Annotated in this window: 29 protein-coding genes, 1 pseudogene and 1 riboswitch; of the genes and pseudogenes, 6 read left to right on the top strand and 24 right to left on the bottom strand. The window is 59.4% G+C overall.

Annotated elements, in window-relative coordinates; all coding sequences use genetic code 11:
* Positions 1-30: 30 nt before the first annotated feature.
* The 9 genes and pseudogenes from Q8M73_08945 to Q8M73_08905 form a co-directional block, all read right to left on the bottom strand.
* Positions 31-333 carry a hypothetical protein gene (locus tag Q8M73_08945; GenBank protein ID MDP2288673.1) on the bottom strand — a complete coding sequence of 101 codons (303 nt, stop codon included), beginning with the start codon at positions 331-333 and terminating at the stop codon, positions 31-33.
* Positions 330-3,200, bottom strand: coding sequence for an aminomethyl-transferring glycine dehydrogenase (gcvP, locus tag Q8M73_08940; protein MDP2288672.1), 2,871 nt, complete (start codon positions 3,198-3,200; stop codon positions 330-332). The genes Q8M73_08945 and gcvP overlap by 4 nt, the downstream gene beginning before the upstream one ends.
* 137 nt (positions 3,201-3,337) lie before the next feature.
* Positions 3,338-3,439: riboswitch (glycine riboswitch) on the bottom strand.
* A gap of 30 nt (positions 3,440-3,469) precedes the next feature.
* Positions 3,470-4,036: a MerR family transcriptional regulator gene (locus Q8M73_08935; GenBank protein MDP2288671.1), complete on the bottom strand. Its 567-nt coding sequence runs from the start codon at positions 4,034-4,036 to the stop codon at positions 3,470-3,472.
* Positions 4,037-4,169: 133 nt separating this feature from the next.
* On the bottom strand, positions 4,170-4,640 hold the full coding sequence (locus tag Q8M73_08930) for a bifunctional nuclease family protein (GenBank protein MDP2288670.1): 471 nt from the start codon (positions 4,638-4,640) through the stop codon (positions 4,170-4,172).
* 15 nt (positions 4,641-4,655) lie between these two features.
* Complete coding sequence (locus Q8M73_08925) at positions 4,656-5,354, bottom strand: MerR family transcriptional regulator (protein MDP2288669.1); 699 nt, start codon at positions 5,352-5,354, stop codon at positions 4,656-4,658.
* A complete protein-coding gene (locus tag Q8M73_08920; protein ID MDP2288668.1) occupies positions 5,351-5,851 on the bottom strand; it encodes an FHA domain-containing protein in 501 nt (166 codons plus the stop codon). The genes Q8M73_08925 and Q8M73_08920 overlap by 4 nt, the downstream gene beginning before the upstream one ends.
* Before the next feature lie 35 nt (positions 5,852-5,886).
* Positions 5,887-6,261 carry a glycine cleavage system protein GcvH gene (gene gcvH, locus Q8M73_08915; GenBank protein MDP2288667.1) on the bottom strand — a complete coding sequence of 125 codons (375 nt, stop codon included), beginning with the start codon at positions 6,259-6,261 and terminating at the stop codon, positions 5,887-5,889.
* Between the two features lie 87 nt (positions 6,262-6,348).
* Positions 6,349-6,873: pseudogene (locus Q8M73_08910) on the bottom strand (CDP-alcohol phosphatidyltransferase family protein).
* Positions 6,866-7,651 (bottom strand): ABC transporter ATP-binding protein, encoded by a 786-nt coding sequence (locus Q8M73_08905; GenBank protein ID MDP2288666.1) that lies wholly within the window; start codon positions 7,649-7,651, stop codon positions 6,866-6,868. Before Q8M73_08905 ends, Q8M73_08910 begins: the two are co-directional and overlap by 8 nt.
* A 58-nt stretch (positions 7,652-7,709) precedes the next feature.
* Between Q8M73_08905 and serB the strand changes: the two genes are divergently transcribed.
* Positions 7,710-8,918, top strand: coding sequence for a phosphoserine phosphatase SerB (gene serB, locus Q8M73_08900; protein MDP2288665.1), 1,209 nt, complete (start codon positions 7,710-7,712; stop codon positions 8,916-8,918).
* Here the strand turns inward: serB and Q8M73_08895 are convergent.
* The 4 genes from Q8M73_08895 to Q8M73_08880 are packed head-to-tail and all read right to left on the bottom strand — an operon-like array spanning position 8,915 to position 11,159.
* Positions 8,915-9,403, bottom strand: a complete 489-nt coding sequence (locus Q8M73_08895; GenBank protein MDP2288664.1) for a histidine phosphatase family protein — start codon at positions 9,401-9,403, stop codon at positions 8,915-8,917. The two genes, serB and Q8M73_08895, sit on opposite strands and share 4 nt — an antisense overlap.
* A gap of 26 nt (positions 9,404-9,429) precedes the next feature.
* Positions 9,430-10,197, bottom strand: a complete 768-nt coding sequence (fabI, locus tag Q8M73_08890; protein MDP2288663.1) for an enoyl-ACP reductase FabI — start codon at positions 10,195-10,197, stop codon at positions 9,430-9,432.
* 20 nt (positions 10,198-10,217) lie between these two features.
* Positions 10,218-10,922: a 3-oxoacyl-ACP reductase FabG gene (fabG, locus tag Q8M73_08885; protein MDP2288662.1), complete on the bottom strand. Its 705-nt coding sequence runs from the start codon at positions 10,920-10,922 to the stop codon at positions 10,218-10,220.
* 18 nt (positions 10,923-10,940) lie between these two features.
* Positions 10,941-11,159 (bottom strand): dodecin family protein, encoded by a 219-nt coding sequence (locus tag Q8M73_08880; protein MDP2288661.1) that lies wholly within the window; start codon positions 11,157-11,159, stop codon positions 10,941-10,943.
* 46 nt (positions 11,160-11,205) lie between these two features.
* Here Q8M73_08880 and Q8M73_08875 point away from each other — a divergent pair, with 46 nt between their 5' ends.
* Positions 11,206-11,568, top strand: coding sequence for a DUF3099 domain-containing protein (locus Q8M73_08875; GenBank protein ID MDP2288660.1), 363 nt, complete (start codon positions 11,206-11,208; stop codon positions 11,566-11,568).
* 6 nt (positions 11,569-11,574) lie between these two features.
* The gene (locus Q8M73_08870) at positions 11,575-12,306 is read left to right on the top strand and encodes an SURF1 family protein (GenBank protein ID MDP2288659.1); all 732 of its coding nucleotides are present in this window, start codon (positions 11,575-11,577) and stop codon (positions 12,304-12,306) included.
* Here the strand turns inward: Q8M73_08870 and Q8M73_08865 are convergent.
* Genes Q8M73_08865 through Q8M73_08820 form a run of 10 tightly spaced genes read right to left on the bottom strand, consistent with a single transcriptional unit; the run spans position 12,290 to position 22,138 of the window.
* Positions 12,290-14,137 carry an ABC transporter ATP-binding protein gene (locus Q8M73_08865; GenBank protein ID MDP2288658.1) on the bottom strand — a complete coding sequence of 616 codons (1,848 nt, stop codon included), beginning with the start codon at positions 14,135-14,137 and terminating at the stop codon, positions 12,290-12,292. The genes Q8M73_08870 and Q8M73_08865 overlap by 17 nt on opposite strands.
* A gap of 35 nt (positions 14,138-14,172) precedes the next feature.
* Positions 14,173-15,771 carry an ABC-F family ATP-binding cassette domain-containing protein gene (locus Q8M73_08860; protein MDP2288657.1) on the bottom strand — a complete coding sequence of 533 codons (1,599 nt, stop codon included), beginning with the start codon at positions 15,769-15,771 and terminating at the stop codon, positions 14,173-14,175.
* Between the two features lie 4 nt (positions 15,772-15,775).
* Entirely contained in the window at positions 15,776-16,090 is a 315-nt protein-coding gene (locus Q8M73_08855) for a metal-sulfur cluster assembly factor (GenBank protein ID MDP2288656.1), read from the bottom strand.
* A complete protein-coding gene (locus tag Q8M73_08850; protein MDP2288655.1) occupies positions 16,087-16,542 on the bottom strand; it encodes an SUF system NifU family Fe-S cluster assembly protein in 456 nt (151 codons plus the stop codon). Before Q8M73_08850 ends, Q8M73_08855 begins: the two co-directional genes overlap by 4 nt.
* Positions 16,542-17,861 carry a cysteine desulfurase gene (locus Q8M73_08845; GenBank protein ID MDP2288654.1) on the bottom strand — a complete coding sequence of 440 codons (1,320 nt, stop codon included), beginning with the start codon at positions 17,859-17,861 and terminating at the stop codon, positions 16,542-16,544. The genes Q8M73_08850 and Q8M73_08845 overlap by 1 nt, the downstream gene beginning before the upstream one ends.
* Positions 17,821-18,585, bottom strand: coding sequence for a Fe-S cluster assembly ATPase SufC (gene sufC / locus Q8M73_08840; protein MDP2288653.1), 765 nt, complete (start codon positions 18,583-18,585; stop codon positions 17,821-17,823). The genes Q8M73_08845 and sufC overlap by 41 nt, the downstream gene beginning before the upstream one ends.
* Complete coding sequence (locus tag Q8M73_08835; GenBank protein ID MDP2288652.1) at positions 18,582-18,941, bottom strand: non-heme iron oxygenase ferredoxin subunit; 360 nt, start codon at positions 18,939-18,941, stop codon at positions 18,582-18,584. The genes sufC and Q8M73_08835 overlap by 4 nt, the downstream gene beginning before the upstream one ends.
* Positions 18,934-20,070, bottom strand: a complete 1,137-nt coding sequence (locus Q8M73_08830) for a SufD family Fe-S cluster assembly protein (GenBank protein MDP2288651.1) — start codon at positions 20,068-20,070, stop codon at positions 18,934-18,936. The genes Q8M73_08835 and Q8M73_08830 overlap by 8 nt, the downstream gene beginning before the upstream one ends.
* The gene (gene sufB / locus Q8M73_08825; protein MDP2288650.1) at positions 20,067-21,479 is read right to left on the bottom strand and encodes a Fe-S cluster assembly protein SufB; all 1,413 of its coding nucleotides are present in this window, start codon (positions 21,477-21,479) and stop codon (positions 20,067-20,069) included. The genes Q8M73_08830 and sufB overlap by 4 nt, the downstream gene beginning before the upstream one ends.
* Complete coding sequence (locus tag Q8M73_08820; protein MDP2288649.1) at positions 21,476-22,138, bottom strand: transcriptional regulator; 663 nt, start codon at positions 22,136-22,138, stop codon at positions 21,476-21,478. Before Q8M73_08820 ends, sufB begins: the two co-directional genes overlap by 4 nt.
* A 78-nt stretch (positions 22,139-22,216) precedes the next feature.
* Here Q8M73_08820 and Q8M73_08815 point away from each other — a divergent pair, with 78 nt between their 5' ends.
* Genes Q8M73_08815 through Q8M73_08805 form a run of 3 tightly spaced genes read left to right on the top strand, consistent with a single transcriptional unit; the run spans position 22,217 to position 24,785 of the window.
* Entirely contained in the window at positions 22,217-23,119 is a 903-nt protein-coding gene (locus Q8M73_08815) for an ABC transporter ATP-binding protein (protein ID MDP2288648.1), read from the top strand.
* Positions 23,116-23,847: an ABC transporter permease gene (locus Q8M73_08810; GenBank protein ID MDP2288647.1), complete on the top strand. Its 732-nt coding sequence runs from the start codon at positions 23,116-23,118 to the stop codon at positions 23,845-23,847. Before Q8M73_08815 ends, Q8M73_08810 begins: the two co-directional genes overlap by 4 nt.
* On the top strand, positions 23,844-24,785 hold the full coding sequence (locus Q8M73_08805) for a COX15/CtaA family protein (protein MDP2288646.1): 942 nt from the start codon (positions 23,844-23,846) through the stop codon (positions 24,783-24,785). The genes Q8M73_08810 and Q8M73_08805 overlap by 4 nt, the downstream gene beginning before the upstream one ends.
* On the opposite strand, the gene Q8M73_08800 is transcribed toward Q8M73_08805, so the two are convergent.
* Positions 24,782-25,690: a heme o synthase gene (locus tag Q8M73_08800; protein ID MDP2288645.1), complete on the bottom strand. Its 909-nt coding sequence runs from the start codon at positions 25,688-25,690 to the stop codon at positions 24,782-24,784. The two genes, Q8M73_08805 and Q8M73_08800, sit on opposite strands and share 4 nt — an antisense overlap.
* Positions 25,691-25,736: the final 46 nt, after the last annotated feature.

Here is a 25,736-nt window from a genome sequence, read left to right as displayed (position 1 = left end):
GGGATGACAGTGACAAATGAATGGAACTATCTACCTCACCAGCACTACAGGCGTGCTGACAGTTCTGGCGATAGCAATTTCGCGCACAGCAAGCAAGGCGAGGCGTTCAGGATCATGCATGTATGACTCGAATGCCGATTGATCGGGAAAGGTGATGACATGTGTCTCGAAGGCCTCCTCGCCATCGTCTACACGTCGCACGCGTTGCAGCACCGTTCCGCCATGTCGCGGTATCAGTGCCAACACCTGGTCCTCAAATTGAATCAAGGCTGCCTCTTGCCCGGGCTGTGGCCACAACTGCACGCACAAGGTCAAAGAGAATGCTTCGCTCACGTTGCGAGTTCAGCGGGGCTTGGGCAGCTGCACACGAGATTGCGATCGCCATATGCGCCATCGATACGCCGGACAGGCGGCCAGTATTTATCAGCCTGGGCAATTCCAGCGGGAAAGGCGCCAAGCCTGGCCGGGTAACTGTGGTCCCAATCCCCGATGACGCAATCGGCTGTATGCGGGGCATTGCGCAAAGGACTGTCCTCAAGTGGCCAGATTCCGGCCGCAACTTCATCGACTTCCGTCTTGATGGAGATCATCGCGTCAATGAAGCGATCAATTTCGAGCAGATCTTCGGACTCCGTGGGTTCAATCATCAGAGTTCCTGCCACCGGGAAAGACATTGTCGGCGAGTGAAAGCCGTAATCCATCAGTCGTTTGGCGATGTCGTCCACCGTGACACCAGTCGCCGAAGTGATCGGGCGGACGTCCAGAATGCATTCGTGCGCCACAAGTCCGGTGCTGCCTGTATACAGGACGGGATAGTGATCGTTGAGTCGCCTGGCGATGTAGTTCGCCGACAATATGGCCACTTGAGTTGCGCGCTTCAAACCCTCGGCACCCATCATTCGGATATAGGCCCAAGGAATTGGCAGAATGCCTGCACTCCCCCAAGGCGCGCCGCTGACCGGACCTACTCCACCATCGCGATGGCCTCGACCCAAGGGTCCGGCTTCTGGTCGCAAGGGATGCGAGGGCAGGAATGGCGCCAAGTGCTCACGCACTGCAACAGGTCCAACACCTGGACCACCGCCTCCATGCGGAATGCAGAAAGTCTTGTGGAGGTTCAGATGCGATACGTCAGCCCCAAATCGCCCGGGCTTGGCTAGCCCGACCAGGGCATTGAGATTTGCGCCATCGACGTAGACCTGGCCACCCGCGTCGTGCACCAGCGCGCAGATGTCGGCTACTGCAGTCTCGAACACGCCATGTGTGGATGGATAGGTGATCATCAAGGCGCTGAGTTGGGGGCCATGTTCGGCTATCCGCAAGTTGAGATCATCGAGATCGACATTTCCGTACTCATCGCACTTCACGACGACCACGCGCATGCCGACCATCACTGCACTTGCGGCATTGGTGCCGTGAGCGCTGCTGGGAATCAGGCAGACATTTCGGGCGTGCTCACCATTTGAGTGGTGATAGGCACGGATGGCGAGCAGTCCTGCGAACTCGCCTTGAGACCCGGCGTTGGGCTGCACGCTGACGTAGTCGTAACCAGTGATCTCTGCGAGGTACCGTTCTAGGGATTGAATCAAGTCAATGGATCCCGCTGCATCGCCGGTCGGAGCAAAGGGATGCAATCCGGCAAATTCTGGCCAGGTGATGGACTCCATCTCCGTTGCCGCGTTCAGCTTCATCGTGCATGAACCCAGCGGGATCATGGCTCGATCGAGGGCGATGTCGCGATCGGCAAGTTTGCGCAGGTAGCGCATCATCGACGTCTCGCTGTGATGTGTATTGAAGACCGGATGCTGCAGGAAGGATGAGGTGCGCGTAGCAAAACTCACGACTTCATTCTCAAGAGTGGTCAGATCTGCAGTGCTGTTCAGACCAAGAGCCTGAGCGGTTGCATCCCAAATGATCTGCACATGCTCAGCCTGTGTCAGTTCGTCGGTTGACGCCGACAAGGTGTCCGCATCCACGACGCGAATGTTGACTCCATTGTCTGCGATTGCTGCACAGATCTCATCCGCCTTGCCGGGCACCTGCCACTGCACTGTGTCGAAAATCGGCGCCTCCGAAGTCGTGGCCCCCAAACGCTGCAAGCCGGTGCGCAGCACCAAGGCGCTTCGATGCACACGTTGCGCAATGGCCGTGAGCCCGCTTGGGCCGTGGTAGCTGGCATACATCGCCGAGATGATCGCCAACAGCACCTGTGCAGTGCAGATATTGCTTGTGGCCTTCTCTCGGCGAATGTGCTGCTCACGAGTTTGCAACGCCAGTCGATATGCAGGGTTGCCATCAGCATCAAGACTCACGCCGACGAGTCGACCAGGCAGCGAGCGCTCAAGGCCTGCGCGAACCGACATATAGCCGGCGTGCGGTCCACCGAAGCCCATCGGCACGCCAAAACGCTGTGCAGAGCCGATCACAATGTCGGCTCCCAGCTCACCTGGAGGTGTGAACACACACAACGCCAGCAGATCGGCAGCAACAACTGCAAGCGCTCCGGCATCATGAGCCCTGGCAATCAGTGCGCCTAAGTCGGGGACGATTCCGGACGATCCGGGGTAGCTGATCAGCACGCCCGACCACGGTCCGCTTGGCCACTCCTGACTGAGATCGGCTTGGATCAACTCGATATCCATAGGCTCTGCACGCGTGTTGAGCACCGCAAGAGTCTGCGGATGCGTGTCCGCATCCACGAGAAAGCGCTGCACTCCTTTGGGTCCCTGACGAACACTGAGCGCCATCGCCTCGGCAGCTGCAGTGGGTTCGTCCAAGAGCGAGGATCCAGCGACTGGCAGAGCCGTGAGATCCTCGATCATCGTCTGGAAGTTCAGGAGTGCCTCGAGCCGACCTTGACTGATCTCAGGCTGGTATGGCGTATAGGCCGTGTACCAAGCGGGATTCTCAAGGACATTGCGCCTGATCACTGCTGGCGTATGGGTATCGGAATAGCCCAGTCCGATCATGCTGGTCTTCACTGAGTTGCGCGCTGCAATCGCGCGCAGTTCTGCCAGCACCGCGAACTCATCCACGGCCGCTGGTAGTTCGAGCGCATCAGTCCAGGCGATGACTTCGGGGACTACAGCAGAGGTGAACGCATCGAGGTTGGCGTAGCCAAGGGTGGCAAGCATGTGCTCGACAGCAGGCTCATCTGGACCAATGTGGCGATCGACAAAGCTGAATTCGCGTTCGGACATGACTCTCCCCGGGTCGAGGGCACGGTTGTGCCTTCTCCCCCTCTGTTGCCCGCGATTGGATCGCGACCTGAGAGTTTCCCGATGCTCGCGCATCAGTTTCACCGTCGGTGGGGCGCAAGCCCGCCTTCCAGAGGTGCCTTCCCCATGCGGTCCGTTTGCCTGAGAGGTTGTCGGGGAGATTTGCTCCTTCGGCGCTGCCGTTCACCGAAATGAACGCCAGACTCTCCCGCGTGGGGTCAATCAGCAAGCACAGCCTATAGCTGAGCAGTTCAGCCGGCGACCCGGCGCGCGCGACGGGCGGCAAGCTCATCACTGGCACTGGGTGGATTGACGGCTTCACCGTCGGGGCGTTCTCCGGGCAGCGCGGCAAGAGTGCCTTCGACCTCACGCCAGACGCTGCCGACAGCGATCCCGAAGACTCCTTGGCCGCCGCGCACCAGATCCACGACCTCGTCAGCACTTCGGCACTCATAGATGGTGGCGCCGTCACTCATCAGCGTCATGCGAGCCAGATCCTCATGGGAGCGCAAAGCCAGGTGGTCAACTGCTGCGCGGATATTCGGAAGCGAGACGCCGGTGTCAATCAATCGCTTGACGATGCGCAGCACCAGGATGTCGCGAAAACTGTACAGACGCTGAGTTCCTGAACCTGCTGCTCCACGAACCGATGGCTGCACGAGTTCAGTGCGTGCCCAGTAGTCGAGCTGGCGGTAGGTGATGCCGGCAGCAGAGCAGGCGATGGGTCCGCGGTAGCCGATGTCAGCAGGCAGCGGGCGCAGATCGGCATCGTCAAACAAGGAGCCTTGACCATCTGTCTTAGGACTCTCAACGTTCACGTATTGCCTCCTGCACAGCCCGGACGCACCACTGGGGAAGTGGGCAGTGCTGACGCTATGAACAAGGCCCCATCATGGTCAATGCGACACACGGGTGTCCGACTGGGCGAAGTCTGAACCATCACGTGAGGGTTCACTCCTGAAAATCCTCGGGTGAGATCTGGTCCAGGAAGGCCCGGAACTGCTCGACCTCGTCCTCGGGCTCGTCATCTTCAGGCATTTCGACCCCTGCTTCTTCGAGCACCTCCTCCGCGGCAGTGATCGGAACCTGCAAGCGCAGAGCCAGTGCCACCGCATCGGAAGGTCGTGCGCTCACCTGCACGCCATTGGCGAACAGCAGGGAGGCGTAGAACACTCCATCAGTCAATGCCGAGATCTGGACCTCACGCAGTTCTGCACCCACGGCCAGCAGGATGTCCTTCATGAGGTCGTGAGTCAGTGGTCGAGGCGGAACAACGCCTTGCTGTGCATATGCGATGGCAGTTGCCTCAACGGCACCAATCCAAATGGGAATAACCCGGGTGCCTTCGGTTTCCTTGAGCAGCACGATCGGAGTATTCGATGGCATCTCCATCCGGACGCCGATGAACTCAACTGCGTGCACAGATCCAGAGTAGTGCTAGACCTTCCCGCCGCGGACCAACTCGGCGCGTAGCAATGCTGCATGCAACTGAACGAACAGGGCCGCCAGCTCTCGGATGGTTTCCTGGGCGCGTGAGCGTGCTTCCTGATCACGAGGGCGGGTGAATGGGGTGGCAATCTGATCGAGCAAGCCGCTGTCGCGGTCGGCTGTCACGCGGAATCCGCGCAGGTGGCGGGGCTCGACGCCGAATTCGGACAGCCGGGCGACCACCGAAGCGATAGCCAGAGCATCTTCGTCGTAATGACCGCCAGCCGTGCAGACCACCAGCCCAACTGATTCCAATTGGGCGATCACCGCGTCTGTGAGTCCGACCTGTTCGGCAAGTTCAACTCTTGTCAGCCGGACTCGGCCAGCACCAGATCGGAAATCATCGGGTCGCAGTCCTGAGCCCGCCACTGCAATGGGCGCATCCTCGGTCTCTGAATCCAGATGCTCGCGAATGACCTTCAAAGGCAGGTACTGATCGCGTTGCAGGGTGAGCACCGCACGCAGCTGCTCGATATCGCGCTCGGAGAAGCGCCGATAGCCCGAGGCAGTTCTCTCCGGTGTAACCAGGCCTTCGGTTTCCAGGAATCGGATCTTGCTGATCGACACATCGGGAAACTCGCGCTTGAGCAAGGTCAGCACTTCGCCAATGCTGATAGTGCCCATGATCGGACGCTGCGCCTCACTCATGTGCCTGGTTCGACTCCCACGAGGAACACAAAGCGGAAGCGACCAATCTGCAGCTCATCACCACCGGAAAGGCGTCGATCATCAACGCGTTTGCGATTCACATACGTGCCATTGAGACTGCCGACATCGCGGATGCTCCAACCTTCGGCTCCCCGACGTATCTCTGCATGTCGGCGACTCACCGTGACGTCGTCAAAGAACAGATCTGCCTCAGGAGCCCGTCCGATAGTCACAAGATCCTTGTTCACGTCGAGAGGGAATTCAGTGCCTTCGCCCGGGCCGCGGTGCACGACGAGCATCGCAGCACCTGGGCCAAGGCCCGGTTGCTTTTCGGCGCCCACTGCAGCAATGGACCCAGATGTGCCGGAGCCTGAAAGTGGAATGACATTGGTGATGGCACCGGTGTAATCCAGATTGGATTCCAGATTGGTGCCGCATTCCGGGCAGAAATGCGCACCTTCAGGTACCAACTTGCCGCAAGAGGGGCATTGACGCATGGCCTCAATCTACCGTGCAGGTTGAAGCCGCATGCCTAGGCGCGCGTCTGCTCCTCGTATTGCGCGGAGCTCAGGAGCCCAGCGGCCTGAATTGGATCGCTGATGCGAACCTTGAACAGCCAACCCGTGGCATATGGGGCCTCATTGATGGACTGCGGTGCACCGTCAAGCGCCTCATTGATTTCCACCACGGTCCCAGAGAGCGGCGCATAGATGTCGCTGACGCTCTTCGTCGACTCAACTTCGCCACAAGGCTGCCCAGCGTCCACCACATCGCCCACATTGGGGAGGCTGACGTACACGATGTCGCCGAGTGCTTCCTGTGCGTAGTCAGTGATGCCTACTTCGGCCAGATCACCGTCAAGACGGACCCACTCGTGCTCTGCCGTGTATTGAAGTTCCTCGTGCATCACTGTCATCCTTCCAAGCGCCTGTGCCGAAACTATGCCATGCCTTCAATTGGCATTTGCAGCAGAGAGCGCTCGAGCTTGGCGTACGTAGTCCAAGCCCGCCCACCAGTACAAGGCTGTCCCCCACAGAGCAAACGCCCAACCAGCAGCCGATGCCACCGCGCCCCACCAGGTGTCATAGGTACTCAGGAGAAGCGCCGGGAATCCCCAAAGCAAACAGAAGGTCGCGGCCTTGCCGATAACGGTCACCGGAAGCGCGACCAGACCAGCGCGGCGAAGCATCGGCAGGATGCACAGCAGCACGAGTTCGCGCGCTACGAGTACCGCCACCAGCCACCATGGGATGATGCCTCGAATGGCCAGGCCGACGATTGTTGCGGCGATGTACAGGCGATCTGCAGCCGGATCGAGGTACTCCCCCAGCTTGCTTCCCTGATTCAGCGCCCGCGCGAGAGCACCATCAAGCCAGTCGGTGACGCCAGCAACAATGAGCACCAGCACTGCCCAGGCATCAGCTTCTGGAACGAGAACGAGCCAGAGAAACAGTGGCACGCCAAGCAGGCGCAGAAAGCTCAAGGCATTGGGGATGGTCCAAATGCGCGTACTAGCCATGGCGAACCGCTGAGAATCGCCCATCGGAGTGCGTTACCCGCACTGGCAAGCCAAAGGTGTAGCTCAGCCAGTCTCCCGTGATCACGTCAACTATCGGTCCCGACGTCACTACTGCTCCGTCCTTCAACAGCAGCGCATGCGTGAAGCCTGGCGGGATCTCCTCAACATGGTGGGTCACCAGGATCTGCGTCGGGGCCATTGGGTCAGCAGCCAGGGTCGCCATGCGCGAGACAAGGTCCTCTCGCCCACCCAAATCCAAGCCCGCACCCGGTTCATCAAGCATCAGGAGCTCTGGATTGGACATCAGCGCCCGCGCAATCAACGTTCGCTTGCGCTCTCCTTCAGAAAGCGTGGCAAAGGTTCGATTGGCCAACTGGTCAATTCCCCAGGCGAACAGCAACTGAGCAGTGCGCATGAGGTCCTGGCCTTCATAGCGCTCCCGCCAACGGCCTGACACTGCATATGCGCCTGTCAGTACGACGTCTGCGACTCGCTCGCCGGGCGGGATATCGCCGATCATTGCGCTGCTGGCCCAACCGATCAAGGGGCGCAACTCGGCCATGTCGACATTTCCCAGGCGCTCGCCGAGAATCTCAACTTCGCCCGAAGTGGGAAACATCCGTCCCGAGGCGACCAGCATCAATGTTGTCTTGCCAGCCCCGTTGGGTCCCAGAATCACCCACCGCTCGCCGGATTCAATACGCCAATTGACCTGATTGACCAAAAGCTTGCGGCCCCTGCGGACGACGACATCCGCACAACTCAACACTGCGGGCACGCACCGACCTTAGCCGGACAACGTCTCCCAGGACCGCAACGACTAGCGTTGGATTGTCATGACCACTCAGACCATGCTGATCACCCTGTCGGGTCGCGATCGCCCGGGAGTCACGAATCAACTCTTCGCCAGCCTTGACTCAAGGGTGGTGATTCGCGATATCGAGCAATTGGTCGTGCGGGATCGATTGGTGTTGGCCGTGCTTCTTGAAGTGCCCACCCTGACCGTGAGCAAGACAATGCACACCGTCACAGATCTGGCAGCAGCACTCGGGCTGGAACTGGCAATCGAGCCACAGATGATCGAACTGCGGCCGACCAAGCGCCAGCGCATTCATGTCACCTTGCTTGGGGCTCCATTGCAGCCGCAGGCAATCGCCGACGTCACCTCTGCTCTGGCAGCCCAAGGCGGCAACATCGATCGCATTCGTCGTATTGCCAGCTACCCCGTCACCGCTTTGCTGTTCGAGGTATCAGGAGCCTCTTCGGCAGATACCCGCCGAGCCCTCACTGTGGCAGCCAACAAGACTGGCGCCGATATCGCAGTGCAGGACGCCGGACTGGACAGACGCGGCCAGCATCTTGTGGTGATGGATGTCGATTCGACGGTCATTCAAAACGAGGTGATCGACCTGCTCGCGCAAGAGGCTGGCGTACTCCAGGAAGTGGCGGCCATTACTGAGCGGGCGATGGCCGGTGAGCTGGATTTCGCCGAGTCCCTTCGCGAACGAGTCGCGCTCCTGCAAGGACTGCCGGTAACAGCAATTGCCGCAGTGCAAGCAAGGATCGTGCTGACACCTGGGGCAAGAACGCTGTGCCGCACCTTGAATACCTTGGGGTACCGCGTCTGCTTGGTCTCTGGCGGGTTCATTGAAGTCATCGCACCACTGGCTGCAGAACTGGCGGTGGATCGCGTACGCGCAAATTCTCTGGAGATTCGCGACGGGGTGCTCACCGGTCAGGTGACGGGTCCGATTGTCGATCGGCTCGGAAAGAGACAGGCGCTTGAGGAGTTTGCCGATGAATTCGGGATTCCGATGCGGCGCACCATCGCAATCGGCGACGGCGCCAATGACATCGACATGCTCGAGGCTGCAGGCTTGGGAGTTGCCTTCAATGCCAAGGCCGCAGCCCGTGCTGCTGCTGACACGGCGGTCAATGTGCCCTATTTGGATTCTGTCCTGTACCTCCTGGGAATCACCCGAGAAGACATTGAAGTCGCCGATGAGCGGGCCGGCTTCATCACGCCAGCCCCTCCTGTTGCCTAGCCCCGCGGAACGATGAAGTCGCTGATGATCGCTGAGGCGCCTGCCCAGGAATCATCGAGAATCTCCAGGACGACGATGGCTGCCGTTGGACATTTCTCGCGTTGTGCCCACACGTCAGGCCGAGTTGTCGGATCCGCCAGAAAATCAGCAAGACCCTCGACTCCGGGATTGTGTCCGATCAGGAGAGTGTCCTTGCCAGCAGACACCGATGGGGCACAGACATCGATGAGGGTCGAAACCGCCGCCTCGTAAATTCTTGGCTCGTGCTGCACGGTTGCGGTCGGCAGGCCGGATTGGATTGCCTGCCACGTTTGCTGGGTTCGAAGCGCAGTGGACACCAACACGCATGGATCCTGACTCAGAATCTCAGCACCATGATCGGAGAACCACAGCTGTGCCGCGCTGGCGTCACGCAGGCCGCGACCACTGAGGGGTCGATCGTGGTCAGCAACGCCGAGCGGGTAAGCCGATTTGGCATGACGCATCAGAACCAAGCGTCCGCGCCTGGCCATTATGCGCCCTGTGAGTGCACTCCCCCATCAACGTGCAGGATCTCGCCTGTAGTCGATGGGAACCAGTCAGACATCAGCGCCACGCAGGCCTTGCCGGCTGGCTCTGGATCATCAAGGTCCCAGCCGATTGGCGAACGGGTTGCCCACACCTGCTCAAAGCTGTCGAAACCTGGAATTCCCTTGGCCGCCATGGTGCGAATAGGCCCGGCAGCCACCAGGTTCACGCGAATGCCCTGGGGTCCAAGATCGCGGGCGAGGTAACGGCAGGTGCTCTCAAGCGCGGCCTTGGCCACGCCCATCCAGTCATACTTTGGCCACGCGAGTGAGGAGTCGAAGTCCAGGCCCACAACCGATCCTCCCGGACCCATGAGCGGCAGGACTGACATCGCAAGAGACTTGAAGGAGAAAGCTGAGACTTCAATGGCCGTTGCAACATCAGCCCAAGTCGTATTCAGAAAATTGCCGCCCAAAGCCTCCTGGGGCGCGAATCCGATGGAGTGCAGCACTCCGTCTACGGAGGACACATGTGCACGCAGATTCTCCGCGAGCCCGTCCAAGTGTTCCTGGTTCACCACATCGAGTTCGATAACTGCCGCCTCGTTGGGCAGACGTCCAGCTGCTCGCCTCGTCAGGGAAAGACTGCGGCCAAATCCCGTCAACACCACCGTGGCGCCCTGCTCCTGAGCGAGCTTGGCCGCCGAAAAAGCGATCGACTGGTCTGTGAGAACTCCGGTGATCACCAGGTTCTTGCCTTCCAGAATTCCCACGACTTTCCTCTCTTGGGGCGCTAGTCGCCCATGCCGAGTCCACCATCGATAGGGATTACTGCGCCGGTGATGTACGCCGCACCATCACCTACGAGGAATTCCACGACTGTGGCGATTTCTTCCGGTTCAGCATAACGACCGAGGGGCACAATGCTGACGATCTCGGCACGTCGCTCCTCGGGCAGTTGCGCTGTCATATCGGTATTCACGAATCCAGGTGTCAACACATTGACGGTGATCCCGCGGCCTCCGACTTCGCGTACGAGTGATCGGGCCGCACCGATCAATCCAGACTTGGCGGCCGAGTAGTTCACTTGTCCGGCCGAACCGATGATGCCAACTACAGATGACATGAAGATGATGCGGCCGTAGCGAGCCTTCAACATATTGCGCAGAGCCCGACGAGCGAGGCGAATCGAACCACCCAGATTTGTCTGCAGAACTGTGTCGATGTCCTCGTCGCTCATCCTCATCAACAATGTGTCGCGCGTCATCCCTGCGTTGGCGATAAGAATCTCTACCGGACCAAACTTCGCCTCGATCGCGTCAAAACCTGCATCAATAGAGGCGGAATCGGAGACATCCATTCTCACTGCCTCGAGGCCATCTGGCGCGGTCCCAGATCGGGTACCCACCACGACTGTGTATCCCGCAGTACGCAAGGACAGGGCAATGCTGAGCCCAATTCCTCTATTGCCGCCTGTTACTAGGGCCACGCGAGACATGAATGTCCTCTCCGAGCTTCAGATGCCGCTTTCATCTTCAAGACGGTATCCAATCTTGAGAGAGACCTGGAAATGATCAACCTCGCCGTCACGCACATAGCCACGAACCTGTGACACCTCAAACCAGTCAATGTGGCGAACGGTCTTGGAGGTTCTGCTCACCGCGTTGCGGATCGCCTCGTCAATTCCCTCATTGGACGTGCCAACGACCTCAGTAATGCCATAAGTGCGATTCATGCTCGGACCGTACACCGGTCATTTGAGGCAGGCATAGGCTCTCCCTATGAGCACAGAACCGGCACCTGGGGGCAATCCGGTCACTGGCGACGTCTTCAACATCACCGCAGCCCAACGCGCCCTGAGCAACGAGCAGACAGGTCGCACTCGTCGCTATCTGGTATCCATGGGGATTCGCACGGCGTGCGTGATCGCCGCCATTTTCGTGCCCGGCTGGCCCCGCTGGGTGCTCATCGCTGCGGCCGTGGCACTGCCGTATCTGGCAGTCGTCATCGCAAACGGTGGCCGAGAGAGCGACAAGATCGGTGAACTTGGAGTTGGGCAGATTGCATTGCCACAAATTGAACCGAGCAGTGCCAATCTGATTGTCGGCGCAGTGCAAGCACCTCCGACAGCCGAGCATCGTTAGCGCACTGTGCTGGCACTTCTTCGAACTCGTCGGTGGATCAGTTTCACGGCACTGGTGATCGTGGCCATCGCGGCTTTCGGGCTGCTCAGTCGCTGGCAGTGGAGCCGAGCTGAGGTCAAGAAACAGGAACGCATCACGCTCGAATCAGCAGTAATCGCCAATCCCAGTCCCCTGCCGAACAATGCTCAGTTGCGCGATGCCGCTGAATGGAGTCGCTACACCGCGACCGGGGAGTTCGATAGCTCCAACCAAGTGGTCGTACGTAAACGCCCACTCAATGGCACCAACGGCTTTTGGGTGATGACACCTTTCAGCGCCAAGAATGGTTCGACAATCTGGGTCAATCGCGGTTGGTTCCCTGCCAAGGGTGTGGCGACAGCAATGCCGCCAATTCCTCCCGCGCCCCTTGGCATGCAGTCGATCGTGGGTGACTGGCGCATCTTCGAATCCGCATCACCTTCGGATCTTGAGGGCCTGCCGGTCGGAATGATTCCCGTGGTGGCGCCTGAAGTGCTGCCGATCGCACAATCGGCGCCTGGTTACCTGCAACTCGTCTCGCCGGCCCAGACTGCATTGACTGTGCTTCCCGCCCCTGAAATCGATGAAGGACAGAACATCTCCTACGCCGTCCAGTGGCTGCTGTTCGCCATCGTGGCAATAGTCGGATGGTTCATCTTCCTTCGTCGTGAGGCACTTGACGACGCACGCCAGAAAGAACCCGTTACGCCGTCACAGTGAACTGTGTTCGGTACAGATCCGAGTACAGGCCGTCACTCAACAGCAGTTCCTCGTGAGTGCCCCGTTCCACGATGCGGCCATCTGCAACCACAAGTATCTGGTCGGCATTTCGAATTGTGGAAAGTCGATGAGCAATCACGACAGAGGTTCGTCCCACCAGGGCACTATCCAGCGCTCGTTGCACTGCAGCTTCGCTCTCGCTATCCAGGTGAGCCGTGGCTTCGTCCAAAATGAGTAGTCGTGGGCTCTTGAGCAGCACTCGTGCCAAAGCAATGCGCTGCTTCTCGCCACCGGATAGCCGATGTCCGCGATCACCAACGACCGTGTTGAAGCCATTGGGTAAGGAACCGATGAGATCCGAGATCTGCGCTGACTCGCAGGCAGCCCATAGCTCCTCGTCAGTGGCATGCGGGAGGGCATAGCGAAGGTTTGCGCCGATCGTGTCGTGGAACAGATGCGCATCTTGCGTTACTACGCCAAGTCCGGCCTGGAGGTCGGCTTGGCGCACGTCACGCACATCCACACCGCCGACAAGAATTGTTCCAGAGCTGACGTCGTAGAGCCGAGTGATCAAAGAGCTCAGGGTGCTCTTCCCTGCACCAGAGGGACCAACGACCGCAGTGAGTGACCCGGCGGGAACCACGAACGAGACGTCAGTCAGTACCGGTTCATTCTCAAAGAACTCCTCCTTGCGCGCAACAGATTCAAGTGAGGCTAGTGAGACCTGTCTGGCTGTGGGATAGGTGAAGGAGACATCGTCGAAGGTCAGGGAAAGTGGACCTTCCGGCAATGCTGTCGGGTGTGCAGGGTCCTGCACCGAGGGACGCAGATCCAGCACCTCAAAGACCCGCTCAAATGACACCAGCGCCGTCATGATGTCCACCCGTACATTTGACAGTGCGGTCAGCGGTCCATAGAGCTGGGCGAGCAAGCCCACCAGCGCCAGCAGAGTGCCAAGTGTCAGGACCCCGCTGATGACCAAGTTGCCGCCCAGACCATAGGCAACGGCAGTGGCCAAGGCGGCTGTAAGCGAAAGTGCTGAGAAGAACCAGCGGTTGGCCATTGCCATCTTGATGCCGATATCGCGAACCCGAGCTGACTTACCCGAGAAGCTGTCTGCCTCTTCATCAGGTCGCCCGAAGAGCTTCACGAGCAGTGCGCCAGCCACATTGAAGCGCTCAGACATCTGGTTGGCCATGTCAGCGTTCAAACGCATTTGTTCGCGGGTCAACTGCTGAAGCTTGCGTCCCATCCAGCGGGCGGGGAGCAGAAAGATCGGAACCAGGATCAAAGCCGAGATGGTGACCTGCCAGGACAGCAGAAACATCGTCACCAGAACGATGGTGAGGGCGATCAGATTGCCGACGACACCACTCAAGGTTGACGTGAAAGCCTGCTGTGCACCGATGACATCGCTGTTCAGCCGGGAGATGAGCGCGCCAGTCTGCGCACGAGTAAAGAAGGCAATCGACTGTCGTTGCACGTGATCGAAGACCTCAGTGCGCAAGTGAAAGATCAGACCTTCACCAATTCGTGCCGAGAACCACCGTGATACGAGCCCAATCCCAGCATCAAGGATTGCCAACAGGGCGATGATGCAGGCCGTGACGGTGACCACTGTTGAGTCCCCCACCGTAACGCCGTCGTCGATGATCCGACGGAACAGCAGGGGTTGCGCGACTGTCAGCAAAGAGGCAAGGACGAGCGTGACGAGCAGCAGGATGACCGTGCCGCGGTATGGGCTTGCGTAGCGAAGGATTCGTCGCAGCAAGCCCTTCCGCAATTGCTGTTTCAGCACATCGCGATCACTGGACATCGATCGCATCGTCATCCACACACTGTGGTTACTCATCGAGCCTCAATCCTCTAAGCCAGTTCGACGAGGTCCGCGTAGTCGGCATTCCAGTGGTCCTCATCACCATCAGGCAGCAAGAGCACTCGCTCGGGATCAAGTGCGAACACTGCACCTGGATCGTGGGTGACGAGTACGACTGCCCCTTCGAATGAACGTAATGCAGTCAGCACTTCTTCCCGACTTGCTGGATCAAGGTTGTTCGTGGGTTCATCTAGCAGCAGAACATTGGCTCCAGAGACGACGAGGCAGGCCAAGGCCAGCCGGGTTTTCTCCCCGCCTGACAGCACTGCTGTGGGCTTGTCGACGTCGTCGCCGCTGAAGAGGAAGGAGCCGAGCACCGTGCGCTGCCTGGTGTCATCAAGATCCGGCGAATTGCGTTTCATCATCTCCAGCACAGTGGCTGTGGGATCCAGGGTCTCGTGCTCCTGGGCGTAGTACCCGACAACCGCTCCGTGTCCTGGCTTCACTTCGCCAGTATTCGGAGTGTCGACCTGAGCCAGGATGCGAAGAAGCGTGGTCTTTCCTGCGCCATTGAGACCCAGGATGACCACGCGCGATCCGCGGTCGATGGCCAGATCAACATCGGTGAAGACCTCAAGGGATCCGTATGACCGCGAGAGGCCCTCTGCCGTCAGTGGCACCTTGCCGCAGGGCTTAGGTGTGGGAAAGCGAAGCTTCGCGACCTTGTCAGCCATCCGAGTGTCATCCAGGCCTTCCATCAGGGCATCTGCACGCTTCAGCATGTTCTGGGCAGCAGTGGCCTTGGATGCCTTGGCTCGCATCTTGTTGGCCTGAAAGCGCAGGACATCGGCCTGCTGCTCGGCATTGCGTCGCTCGCGCTTGCGGCGTCGCTCATCTGTCTCCCGCGCAGTCTGGTAGGCAGCCCAGCCCATCGCGTAGATGTCGATCTCCCGACGATTGGCATCCAGGTGCCAGACCTTGTTCACCGTGTCTGCAAGCAAGTCAGTGTCATGGCTGATGACAATGAATCCGCCGTCATAATTGAGCAAGAATTTGCGCAGCCAGCGAATGGAGTCCGCGTCGAGGTGGTTGGTCGGTTCGTCGAGCAGGAGCACTTCGGCGCCGCTGAACAAGATGCGCGCCAACTCAACTCGTCTTCGCTGCCCACCGGACAAGGTACCCAGCGGCTGGCCCAGAACGCGATCGTCGAGTCCCACAGAGGCAGCGATGGTGGCGGCCTGAGATTCCACCGCATAGCCGCCGAGCGCTTCAAACTCTGCTTCGGCGCGGGCATATCGGGCAACTATGCGGTCACGTTCATCGGGATCGGTGGTGTCCATCTGCATGGAGGTCTCCTGCATTCGACGCATGACGTCCTGCAAACCTCGAGCGCTCAAGATTCGATCACGAGCAAGTTCAAGAGGATCACCGGATCGTGGATCCTGCGGCAGATAGCCCACGCTGCCGGTGGCATTCACCGAGCCCTGCGAAGGCAGAGTCTCACCAGCCAGTGCACGAGTCAGTGTGGTCTTTCCAGCACCATTACGACCAACGAGACCTACTCGGTCACCACGACCGATGCGGAAACTAGCGGGACCTAGGAGAAGCTGAGCGCCTGCGCGCAATTCAATGTCAGTAGCAACAATCATTCGTTCACACGTTAAATCCGAGTGAGCGCAGCATGTCGCGCCCGTCGTCGGTGATCTTGTCGGGTCCCCACGGTGGCATCCAGACCCAATTGATGCGGAAATCAGCCACGACTGGAGTCAATGCAGCTCGGGTCTGATCCTCAATGACATCGGTGAGCGGGCAGGCAGCCGAAGTCAGAGTCATGTCCACAGTTGCAATATTGGAATCGTCCACGCTCACGCCGTAGATAAGGCCGAGATCAACAACGTTGATGCCCAACTCAGGATCCACCACGTCACGCATGGCCTCCAGGACATCGTCCTCAGTGGCAACATTCATGAACCATCTCCCTTGCTCAGCAAACCAGCTTTGATTTCCGCGTCTTGAAGGGCCATCCAGGCCAACAGCGCACACTTCACCCTCGCGGGAAACTTCGCAACTCCGGCAAATGCCACAGCGTCCCCCAGAACCTCTTCATCAGGTTCACTTTGGCCTTGAGCATGCATCAAGGCCATGAAGGCCTCGCGAGCCTTCTGGCTATCGGCAACCGAATGGCCAGTCAGCAGTTCGGTGAGAACGCTCGCACTTGCCTGCGAAATCGAACAGCCTTGACCTTCATAGCCAATCTCAAGTCCGCCTTCGGCATTGCGTGAGACCTGCACAGTGATCTCGTCACCGCAGGTGGGATTGATGTGATGAGCGCTTCCAAGGGGCTGTTCAAGCAGTCCCCGACCTCGCGGATGCTTGTAGTGATCAAGAATGATTTCTTGATACAGCGAGTCCAATTCCATCACTTCACTCCGAAGAATTCCTGGGCAGCCACGATGCCGAGCAACGCAGCATCGATGTCTGCCTCATCGTTGTAGATGTATGGGGACATGCGAGTGGTCGACGGTACGCCGAATCGACGGCAGGTGGGCCATGCGCAATGGTGTCCAACGCGCACTGCCACTCCCCTGCTGTCCAGAACCTGTCCCACATCGTGCGGATGCAGCCCATCGACTACGAAGGAAATAGCACTGCCGCGATCGATAGTGCTGTTTGGACCAATGACGCGCACGCCATCGAGCTTGTTCAAGCCCTCAAGTGCGTAGGCAGTCAGGTCGAGTTCGTGCGCGGCAACATTGACCATGCCGAGCTTGTCCAGGTACTGCACAGCCGCCCCGAGTGCCACCGCCTGAGCTACGACGGGCGTACCGGCTTCGAAGCGCTGCGGTGGTGCCGCGAAAGTCGCAGATTCCATCTGGACCAGTTCGATCATTGATCCACCCGACAGGAACGGCGGCATCGATGTCAGCACATCGGCGGTGCCCCAGAGGCAACCGATACCCGTTGGTCCGAGCATCTTGTGGCCACTCCACGCGATGAGGTCAGCGCCGACTTCATTGACGTTGACCGGCATGTGCGGAATGGACTGGCAGGCGTCGACCACGCCAATGGCCCCCACTGCATGCGCGCGATCCATGATGAGTCGAACCGGATTGATGGTGCCCAGAATGTTGGATTGGTGCACAACGCTAACCACGCGCGTGGTCTCGTCGATGATCGAATCAAGGTGGCTGAGATCCAGTCGACCGTCGTCGGTCAATGGGATCCACCTGAGGGTGGCGCCTGTCTTGCGACAGACCTCCTGCCATGGCACCAGGTTGGAGTGATGCTCCATCTCGGTGACGACAATTGAGTCGCCGGGCTTCAAGACGAAACGCGGATCGGTCGCTGCACTGTCCCATTGAGCAATGGCTGTGGCATTGGAGAATGCGTAGGCCGCGAGGTTCAATCCCTCGGTCGCGTTCTTGGTGAAGATGAGGTCGTGCGCCTGAGCGCCCACGAATCCGGCGATCGTTGCGCGCGCCTGTTCAAAGGCCTCAGTCGCAGCCTCGGCAAGAGCGTGAGCTCCGCGATGCACCGCGGCGTTGGACTGCTCGTAGTACGAGCGTTCAGCATCAAGCACGTAGCTCGGCTTCTGCGAGGTAGCACCACTGTCGAGGTACACCAATCTCTGGCCACCATGAACTGTGGTTGCCAGGATTGGAAAGTCAGCCTTGACGGCCTGCACATCGAACACTTGCTTAGGCACTCCTTGTGATGGACGTGAATCGCTCGTAGCCATCGGCTTCAAGCACGTCTGCAAGTTCAGGTCCACCGGTTTCCACGATGCGTCCGTCTGCGAAGACGTGCACGACGTCGGCTGCGATATAGCGCAGAATGCGGGTGTAGTGCGTGATGAGCAAAGTGCCAGCGCCGGTCTCTTCGCGGAAGCGATTGACACCTTCGGAGACAACGCGCAGAGCATCGACATCGAGTCCGGAGTCCGTCTCATCCAAGATGGCGATCTTTGGACGAAGCATGCTCAGCTGAAGGATTTCCAGTCGCTTCTTTTCGCCACCTGAGAAGCCTTCATTCAGATTGCGTTCGGCGAAGGAGGAATCCATCGAGATGGCGGCCATGGCATCCTTCAATTCCTTGATCCAGGTGCGCAGCTTGGGAGCCTCGCCTCGTACCGCAGTCACAGAAGTGCGCAGGAAGTTGGCAACCGAGACGCCAGGAACCTCGACTGGATACTGCATCGCCAGAAACAAGCCTGCGCGAGCGCGTTGGTCTACCGTCATCGACAGCACGTCCTCACCGTCCAGAGTGATCGAGCCCTGGGTGACGATGTAGCGCGGATGACCGGCTATGACATAAGCCAAGGTGGACTTGCCTGAGCCGTTGGGACCCATGACGGCGTGAGTGCGGCCGGAGTCAACGGTCAGATCCACTCCGCGAAGGATGTCCTTGGGTCCAAGATCGGTCTCCACCTGTGCGTGGAGATTGCTGATCACGAGTGAGCTCATGCTGAGGGCCTTTCTTCAGGGTTCCAGGGTTCTGGTTCAGTGGCGACTTCGACTTGGGTGCTGGCACCGTCATCTACGAGCCGGACTTGGTAGGTGTCAACGCGAGCGATGGCTGGCGGGCTGAGCGGCAGGCCGGTGCGCAGATCGAATTGCGAACCGTGCAGCCAGCATTCAAGAGTGCAGCCGTCAACCTCACCCTCAGCCAATGAGACATCTGCGTGCGAGCAGATATCGGAGACTGCGAATACGCCTTCTCTGGTATTCACCACCGCTACTGCCTTGTTACCCACGAGCACCTTGAGCGCAGATCCCTCGGGAATGTCTGCGAGATCTGCTACCCGGACGAATTCACTCATCGTTGTCATCCGAAACCGTGATGCCCAGTCGCTCGGAAATCTGCGCAAGAAGAATGTCGCTCCATGCAGCGTTACCCATGCGGCTGAGCACTTCTGCGAAAAAGCCCCGCACTACGAGCTGACGCGCCACGTCAAGCGGCAGTCCGCGTGACTGCAAGTAGAACAACTGCTCGTCATCGAATCGACCCGTAGCACTGGCGTGACCGGCGCGAACAATCTCGCCAGTCTCCAGTTCGAGATTTGGCACTGAGTCGGCACGCGCACCCTCAGACAGCAGCAAGTTGCGGTTGACCTGATGGGTGTCAGTGCCAAGGGCTGTCTTGCGCACAAGTACGTCACCGATCCATGCGCTACGCGCACCAGGGCTCATCAATGCGCCCTTGTACAGAACATCGCTGATGCAATGCGGCTGCACGTGCTCGACGAACACTCGCTGCTCTATGTGCTGCCCGGTCTCGGCGAGGAAGGCACCAAGGAGTTCAGCCTTTCCACCAGTGGACAGGTACTCCACGGTTGCGTTGATGCGCACTGCGCCACCAGCAAGTGCAGCCAGCGCGCCGACATATGCTGCATCGCGGCCGACAAACACCGGCATGTGCATCGCATATGCGGGCGTGAGTTCACCTTCGAGCACAGTGATCACCGTGAGTTGGGCTCCATCGCCCACTGTCGCTGAGATCGTGCCGTTGACATCGCCAGACAGCTGCTGGCGAAGCACGACCGTTGCAGTGCTGAAGGCCCCGGCAACGATCTCCACATGCTGGTAGGACTGTGGGGTGGTTGAGACCAGATCAACGACGATCGGCTCGACCAACTGCGCTTCTGCCGGAATCGCGATGAGATTGCCCTGGCGCACACCAGCGCGCGCAACCGCCGAAGGCAGGTCCGAGGGAATGGATCGGGTGGGGATTTCAGCGTGAGGGATCACTGTCAGCAACTGTGAACCAGATCCGACGGCCGTGCCAATGACGCTGCCTGCCTGTTCGTCAAGCACGAAGAATTTGCGCAAGCCCTCGACCGGTGAAAAGCGCCATTCTTCTTCGCGCCCTGTGGGCGCGTCGAAATCGAGGGCATTGAAGGAGTGCACCCGAGGAGACAGATCCAGGGGTGGAGTGGTGACCGTGCTCATCCGACCGCGCCCTCCATCTGCATTTCGATCAGTCGGTTGAGCTCCAAGGCATACTCCATCGGCAGTTCGCGGGCGATCGGCTCGATGAAGCCGCGGACGATCATGGCCATGGCCTCGTCCTCGGTCATTCCGCGAGACATCAAATAGAACAACTGGGTGTCGCTGATCTTTGACACGGTCGCTTCGTGGCCCATCGACACATCGTCTTCACGAACATCGATGTAGGGGTAGGTGTCCGAACGCGATTCGTCGTCAACGAGCAATGCGTCGCACTTCACCGTGGCACGCGAACCATGACAGCCCTCGTTGATCTGCACGAGCCCGCGGTATGAAGTGCGACCGCCCCCGCGCGCGACGGATTTGGAGACGATGGTGGAAGTCGTGTTCGGCGCAGCGTGCACCATCTTGGAGCCAGCGTCCTGATGCTGGCCGGCGCCCGCAAACGCAATCGAAAGAGTCTCGCCATGAGCACGCTCGCCCATGAGCCACACAGCTGGGTATTTCATGGTGACTTTGGAGCCAAGGTTGCCATCGACCCATTCCATGGTCGCACCCTCATGCGCCACGGCACGCTTGGTCACCAGGTTGTAGACGTTGTTGGACCAATTCTGAATCGTCGTATAACGGCAGCGAGCACCCTTCTTCACGATGATTTCCACAACGGCAGAGTGCAAGGAGTCTGAGGAGTAGATCGGAGCGGTGCAACCTTCGACATAGTGCACGTAGGCACCCTCATCAATGATCATCAGCGTCCGCTCGAACTGACCCATGTTCTCGGTGTTGATACGGAAGTAGGCCTGCAGAGGGATTTCAACGTGCACGCCCTTGGGTACGTAGATGAAGGATCCTCCAGACCAGACAGCCGTATTCAGTGCAGCAAACTTGTTGTCACCTACAGGAATGACAGTGCCGAAGTACTCCCTGAACATCTCGGGCTGCTCGCGCAGAGCTGTGTCGGTGTCCAGGAACAGCACACCCTGCTCCTCAAGATCCTCGCGAATCTTGTGGTACACCACCTCTGACTCGTACTGCGCAGCTACGCCAGCAACGAGTCGCTGCTTCTCTGCTTCGGGGATGCCAAGGCGGTCATAGGTGTTCTTGATGTCATCGGGCAGGTCTTCCCAGCTGGTGGCCTGCTTCTCAGTGGAGCGCACGAAGTACTTGATGTTCTGGAAGTCGATGCCGCTGAGGTCCGAGCCCCAGGTTGGCATGGGCTTGCGATCGAACAGGCGCAGACCCTTCAGTCGCATCTCCAGCATCCACTCCGGTTCATTCTTCTTGGCACTGATATCGCGAACGACTTCTTCACTCAGCCCGCGACGGGCATTGGTGCCTGCAGAGTCCGGGTCGTGCCAGCCGAAGTCATAGCGCCCCAACTCGTCGATGGTCGCTGCTTGTTCTGTACTCATGCGAGTGCCTTTCGCTGGACGAGTGGAATCACTGTTGTGCACACGCCATCGCCCTTGGCCAAGGTGGCCAGCCGGGTGACGTGCAAGCCAAGGGCATCGCTCAAGGCCTGGGTTTCTGCTTGGCAAAGCTCGGGAAATTCGGCAGCCGCATCGACGACCGGACAGTGGTGCTGACACAGCTGCACCGACGGGCCGCCGTCACTGGTGTGCTCGATCGACGCGGCGTAGCCAGCATCAGTCAAGATCTTCGCGAGTTGATCAAGAGCAGCCACCGGAGCCTGCCCGCAAGGTTGGATGTCAACCATCAACTTGTCCGCGCGCGCACGAGCAAAACGAGCGACGCCGGCTCGACCCTGTTCTTGCGCAACAAATCGCAGCGCTTCAATGGCAAGATCGTCGTATTCCTGGCTCAATGCAGCGTGTCCCTTGGCGGTAAGGCTGAACACCTGACTCGGGCGACCACGGCGTCGGGCCGGCGCGGGTCCATAGGGTGCGCGGTCAGCTCCACTTACGAGCCCATCGGCCGTGAGCGCAGCGAGCGACTTGCGCACGGCGGCGGAGGTCAACGTCAGTCGCTTCGCCAATTGCGTGGGGGTGCCCGGACCTTGGTCCAGCAGACTGCGCGCTACTCGCTCTGCGGCCTCTCCGGGGAATTTCACAACTCCATTGTTGCGTAATTGCTACTCGGCGCAAAACCCGGGGGTCAGTTGGCTGCCCGGTCTGCCTATGCTCATGGGGTGGCTGTGGTGGAAATCTCTGATCTCGTCGTGAAATACGGTGATCTTCGGGCCGTGGACGGAGTCAGCTTTTCTGCCGAGTACGGACAAATTACCGCAATTCTCGGTCCAAATGGGGCGGGTAAATCCAGCACGATCGAGGTCGCCTGCAACTTGCGAGCCCCTGATGCCGGCACTGTCAGCCTCTTTGGCCTTCCTCCCGCGTCTGCGCAGGTTCGATCGCGAATGGGCGTGATGCTGCAGATCGGCGGCCTGTACCCCACTGCTCGGCCACTGGAATGGCTGCAATACCTAGCCAAGCTCTACCCGCAGCACGACGATCCCGGCACTTTGCTCTCGGCCGTGGGCATCGATCCGAGCAACCGCACCCAGACTCGTCGGCTTTCCGGCGGCGAGCAGCAGCGAGTCAAGCTTGCGGCGGCTCTGCTCGGGCGCCCTGAGTTGCTCTTCTTGGACGAACCCACTGCCGGTCTGGATGCCCTTGCTCGGCGCAACCTCCTGGATCTACTGAAAGACCGACGCAATGCAGGCGTGGCGATTGTCCTGACGACTCACATGCTCCCTGATGTCGAGGATCTGGCGGATTCGATCACTGTGATGTCTCAGGGGAAGGTTGCGATGCGCGGAACCCTCGCCGAACTCACTGGCACGCGCAATGCGCTGTCCTTTGGCGGGCCAGCTGGCCTGGATCGCCATCAGCTGGCAGCGATGCTGCCCTCTGGGTATTCCGTGGATGAGACCCAACCCGGCAAGTACGTGGTTTCCGGCGCGCCGACCCCTGAAATCATGTCTCGCATCACCGCCTGGGGCGCGATGCAAGGAGTGATGGTGACCGATTTGGGCATTGGCGACCGCACCCTTGAAGAACTATTGATCGACACATCAGCGGCGGAAATCAGATGAGCCAGACGTCATCGACAGCCCGCACCCGCGCCCACGCGCGCTGGGAGCTTCGCCTTCTCCTGCGCAATGGGGAGCAGCTTCTGCTGATGTTCATCGTTCCTGTGCTCCTGCTTTTCGCCCTGGGACTGTCGGGCTTGGCGACCAAGAGCATCAACTCGGCTGTCCCTACCGTGCTGGCCGTCAGCATCATGGCCACCTGCTTTACTTCCCTGGCTATCGGTACTGGATTCGAACGTCGTTCAGGTGCGCTTCGGTACTTGGGGACAACGCCACTGACTCGCCTTGATCTGATCGCCGGCAAGTTTCTTGCGACGGCGGCACTGACTGCGATTTCCGCAGTGGTCGTCATTGTTCTTGGGTTCTTTCTTTCCTGGCAGCCCGTTCTTCGCGGTGTCCTACCTGCGCTTCTCGTGGGCCTGCTGGCCGCCGCCGCGTGGGTCTCCTGGGCCATGGTGCTGGCAGGCGTATTTCGAGCAGAGGCAGTACTTGCGATAGCCAACGGGCTCTTCCTGCTCTTCATCGCCTTCGGGGGCGTGGCCATCGCAACTTCGCAGATGCCCGGCGCCGTTGGGGCAGTGATTGACCTGCTGCCCAGCGCCGCGCTTGCTAACGGACTGCGGCAGTCTCTGGAATCCGGCACCTTCCCGGCCCTGTCAATTGGCGTGCTTGCAGCGTGGACAGTGCTCGGCGTGCTGTTGGCACGTCGTAGTTTCCGGTGGGAACCGTGACCGCGCCCGCCACCCTTGGTCGAGCAGGCAAGCCTGCCCGCGCGATCTACATCGCCAACCTTGTGGCGCAGGCCGCCATCATCGTCACTGGCGCGACGGTTCGTCTTACCGGCTCAGGCCTTGGATGTCCGACTTGGCCACAGTGCGTTGAGGGTTCCTACGTGCCGGTATCTCATCAAGAGCAGGGATGGCACAAGTACATTGAGTTCGGCAATCGCTCGCTCACTTTCGTGCTGGTTCTGCTGGCGATCGCAGCACTTGTTGCGGCGTTCATCGACCAGCGTTCGCGGGTAGCACGCGGGGGTCAACGTCGTGGATTGCTTCTCCTGCTTGCTGCAATTCCGCTCATTGGCACCTTGGCCCAGGCGATTCTTGGCGGAATCACCGTCCTGACGGGACTTCATCCGATCACCGTCTCGCTGCACTTCCTGATTTCCATGGGCTTGGTCGCCGGCGTTATCGCTCTTGTTGTCCGCTCAGGCGATGTTGGTGATCGCCCACTTGTGATGCTGGTACGCCGCGAGGTTCGTGCCCTCACCTGGCTGCTTGTCGGCGTGACCGGCATCGTTGTTGTACTGGGCACTCTGGTGACCGGTAGTGGTCCGCACAGCGGAGACGCCAATGCTGAGAATCGCTTCAGTTTTGACCCACGCACAATCTCGTGGATCCATGCTGATGTCGTACTGCTGTTCATCGGACTGCTTGCCGGTCTGCTGCTCGCCCTTTACCTCACGCGCGCGCCACGCCGCGTTATCAAGACCACCTGGACAGTCGTGGCTATTTCTTTGGCACAGGCCGCTATCGGCTACATCCAATACTTCACCAACTTGCCCACAGCACTGGTACTGCTGCATGTCACAGGCGCAGTCCTGCTGTGGATTGCGATCTTGTTCGTGCTGGCCAGCGAGCGCACGCGCGGCCAGGAAGTTGCTGACTAGAACACGAACGGATCAATTGCAACTGCCAGAAACAGCAGTGCCAGGTAAGAAATTGAGTAGTGAAACAAGCGCATGGCGACGATATTGATCTCATCTTCCTTGCGCCGCGCCGCGCCCAGGAGCCGGTAACTCTGGTAGAGAAAGACAGCGCCCAGGACAACGGCGGACACTGCGTACTCGGGCCCCATCGGTGCCACCGGGATCAGCAGCAAGGACACCAGGACCATCACCCAGCTGTATCGAACAATGCTGACGCAGACGAACTCAGCAGACTTCAGAACGGGAAGCATTGGAACGCCAGCGCGTTCGTAGTCGTCCTTGTATTTCATGGCCAGAGGCCAGTAATGCGGTGGGGTCCAGAAGAAGACGATGAGAAACAGCACCACGGGCGTCCACGTCAGGGAGCCCGTCACGGCCGACCAGGCAATCAATACCGGCATGCATCCCGCTGCCCCACCCCACACGATGTTCTGAGCAGTACGTCGTTTCAGGATCATCGTGTAACCCACGGCATAGGCAGCAATCGCAAGCAACGCGAGCACGGCGGCCAGCAGATTGGTCCACCAGGCCAAGAAGAATGCGCTGGCGATGCTGAGCACGAAACCCTGAAACAGACCAGCGCGCACACTCACGATTCCCATGGCTGCTGGACGCTTGTCCGTGCGGTGCATCAACGCATCGATGTCACGGTCGTAGACGCTGTTCAAGGTATTGGCACCCATGCCGGCCAGTGCCCCGCCGACAAGTACGGCAACGGTCGCCTGAAGGGTCGGCAGACCATTGGCCGCGAGAAACATTGTGGGGACGGCAGTGACCAACAAGAGTTCAACGATGCGCGGCTTGGTCAATGCAACATGCGCCATCAGACGCTCCCGGGGACTCGTCCCTGGCAGCTGCAGACCCATACTCACACGCTCAGCCTACCCGTGGACTCCTCGTACAACTGAGGTG

The sequence above is a fragment of the Actinomycetota bacterium genome (assembly GCA_030684515.1).
Taxonomy (GTDB): Bacteria; Actinomycetota; Actinomycetes; order S36-B12; family S36-B12; genus UBA11398.
This window is presented reverse-complemented; position numbering and strand designations above follow the sequence as displayed.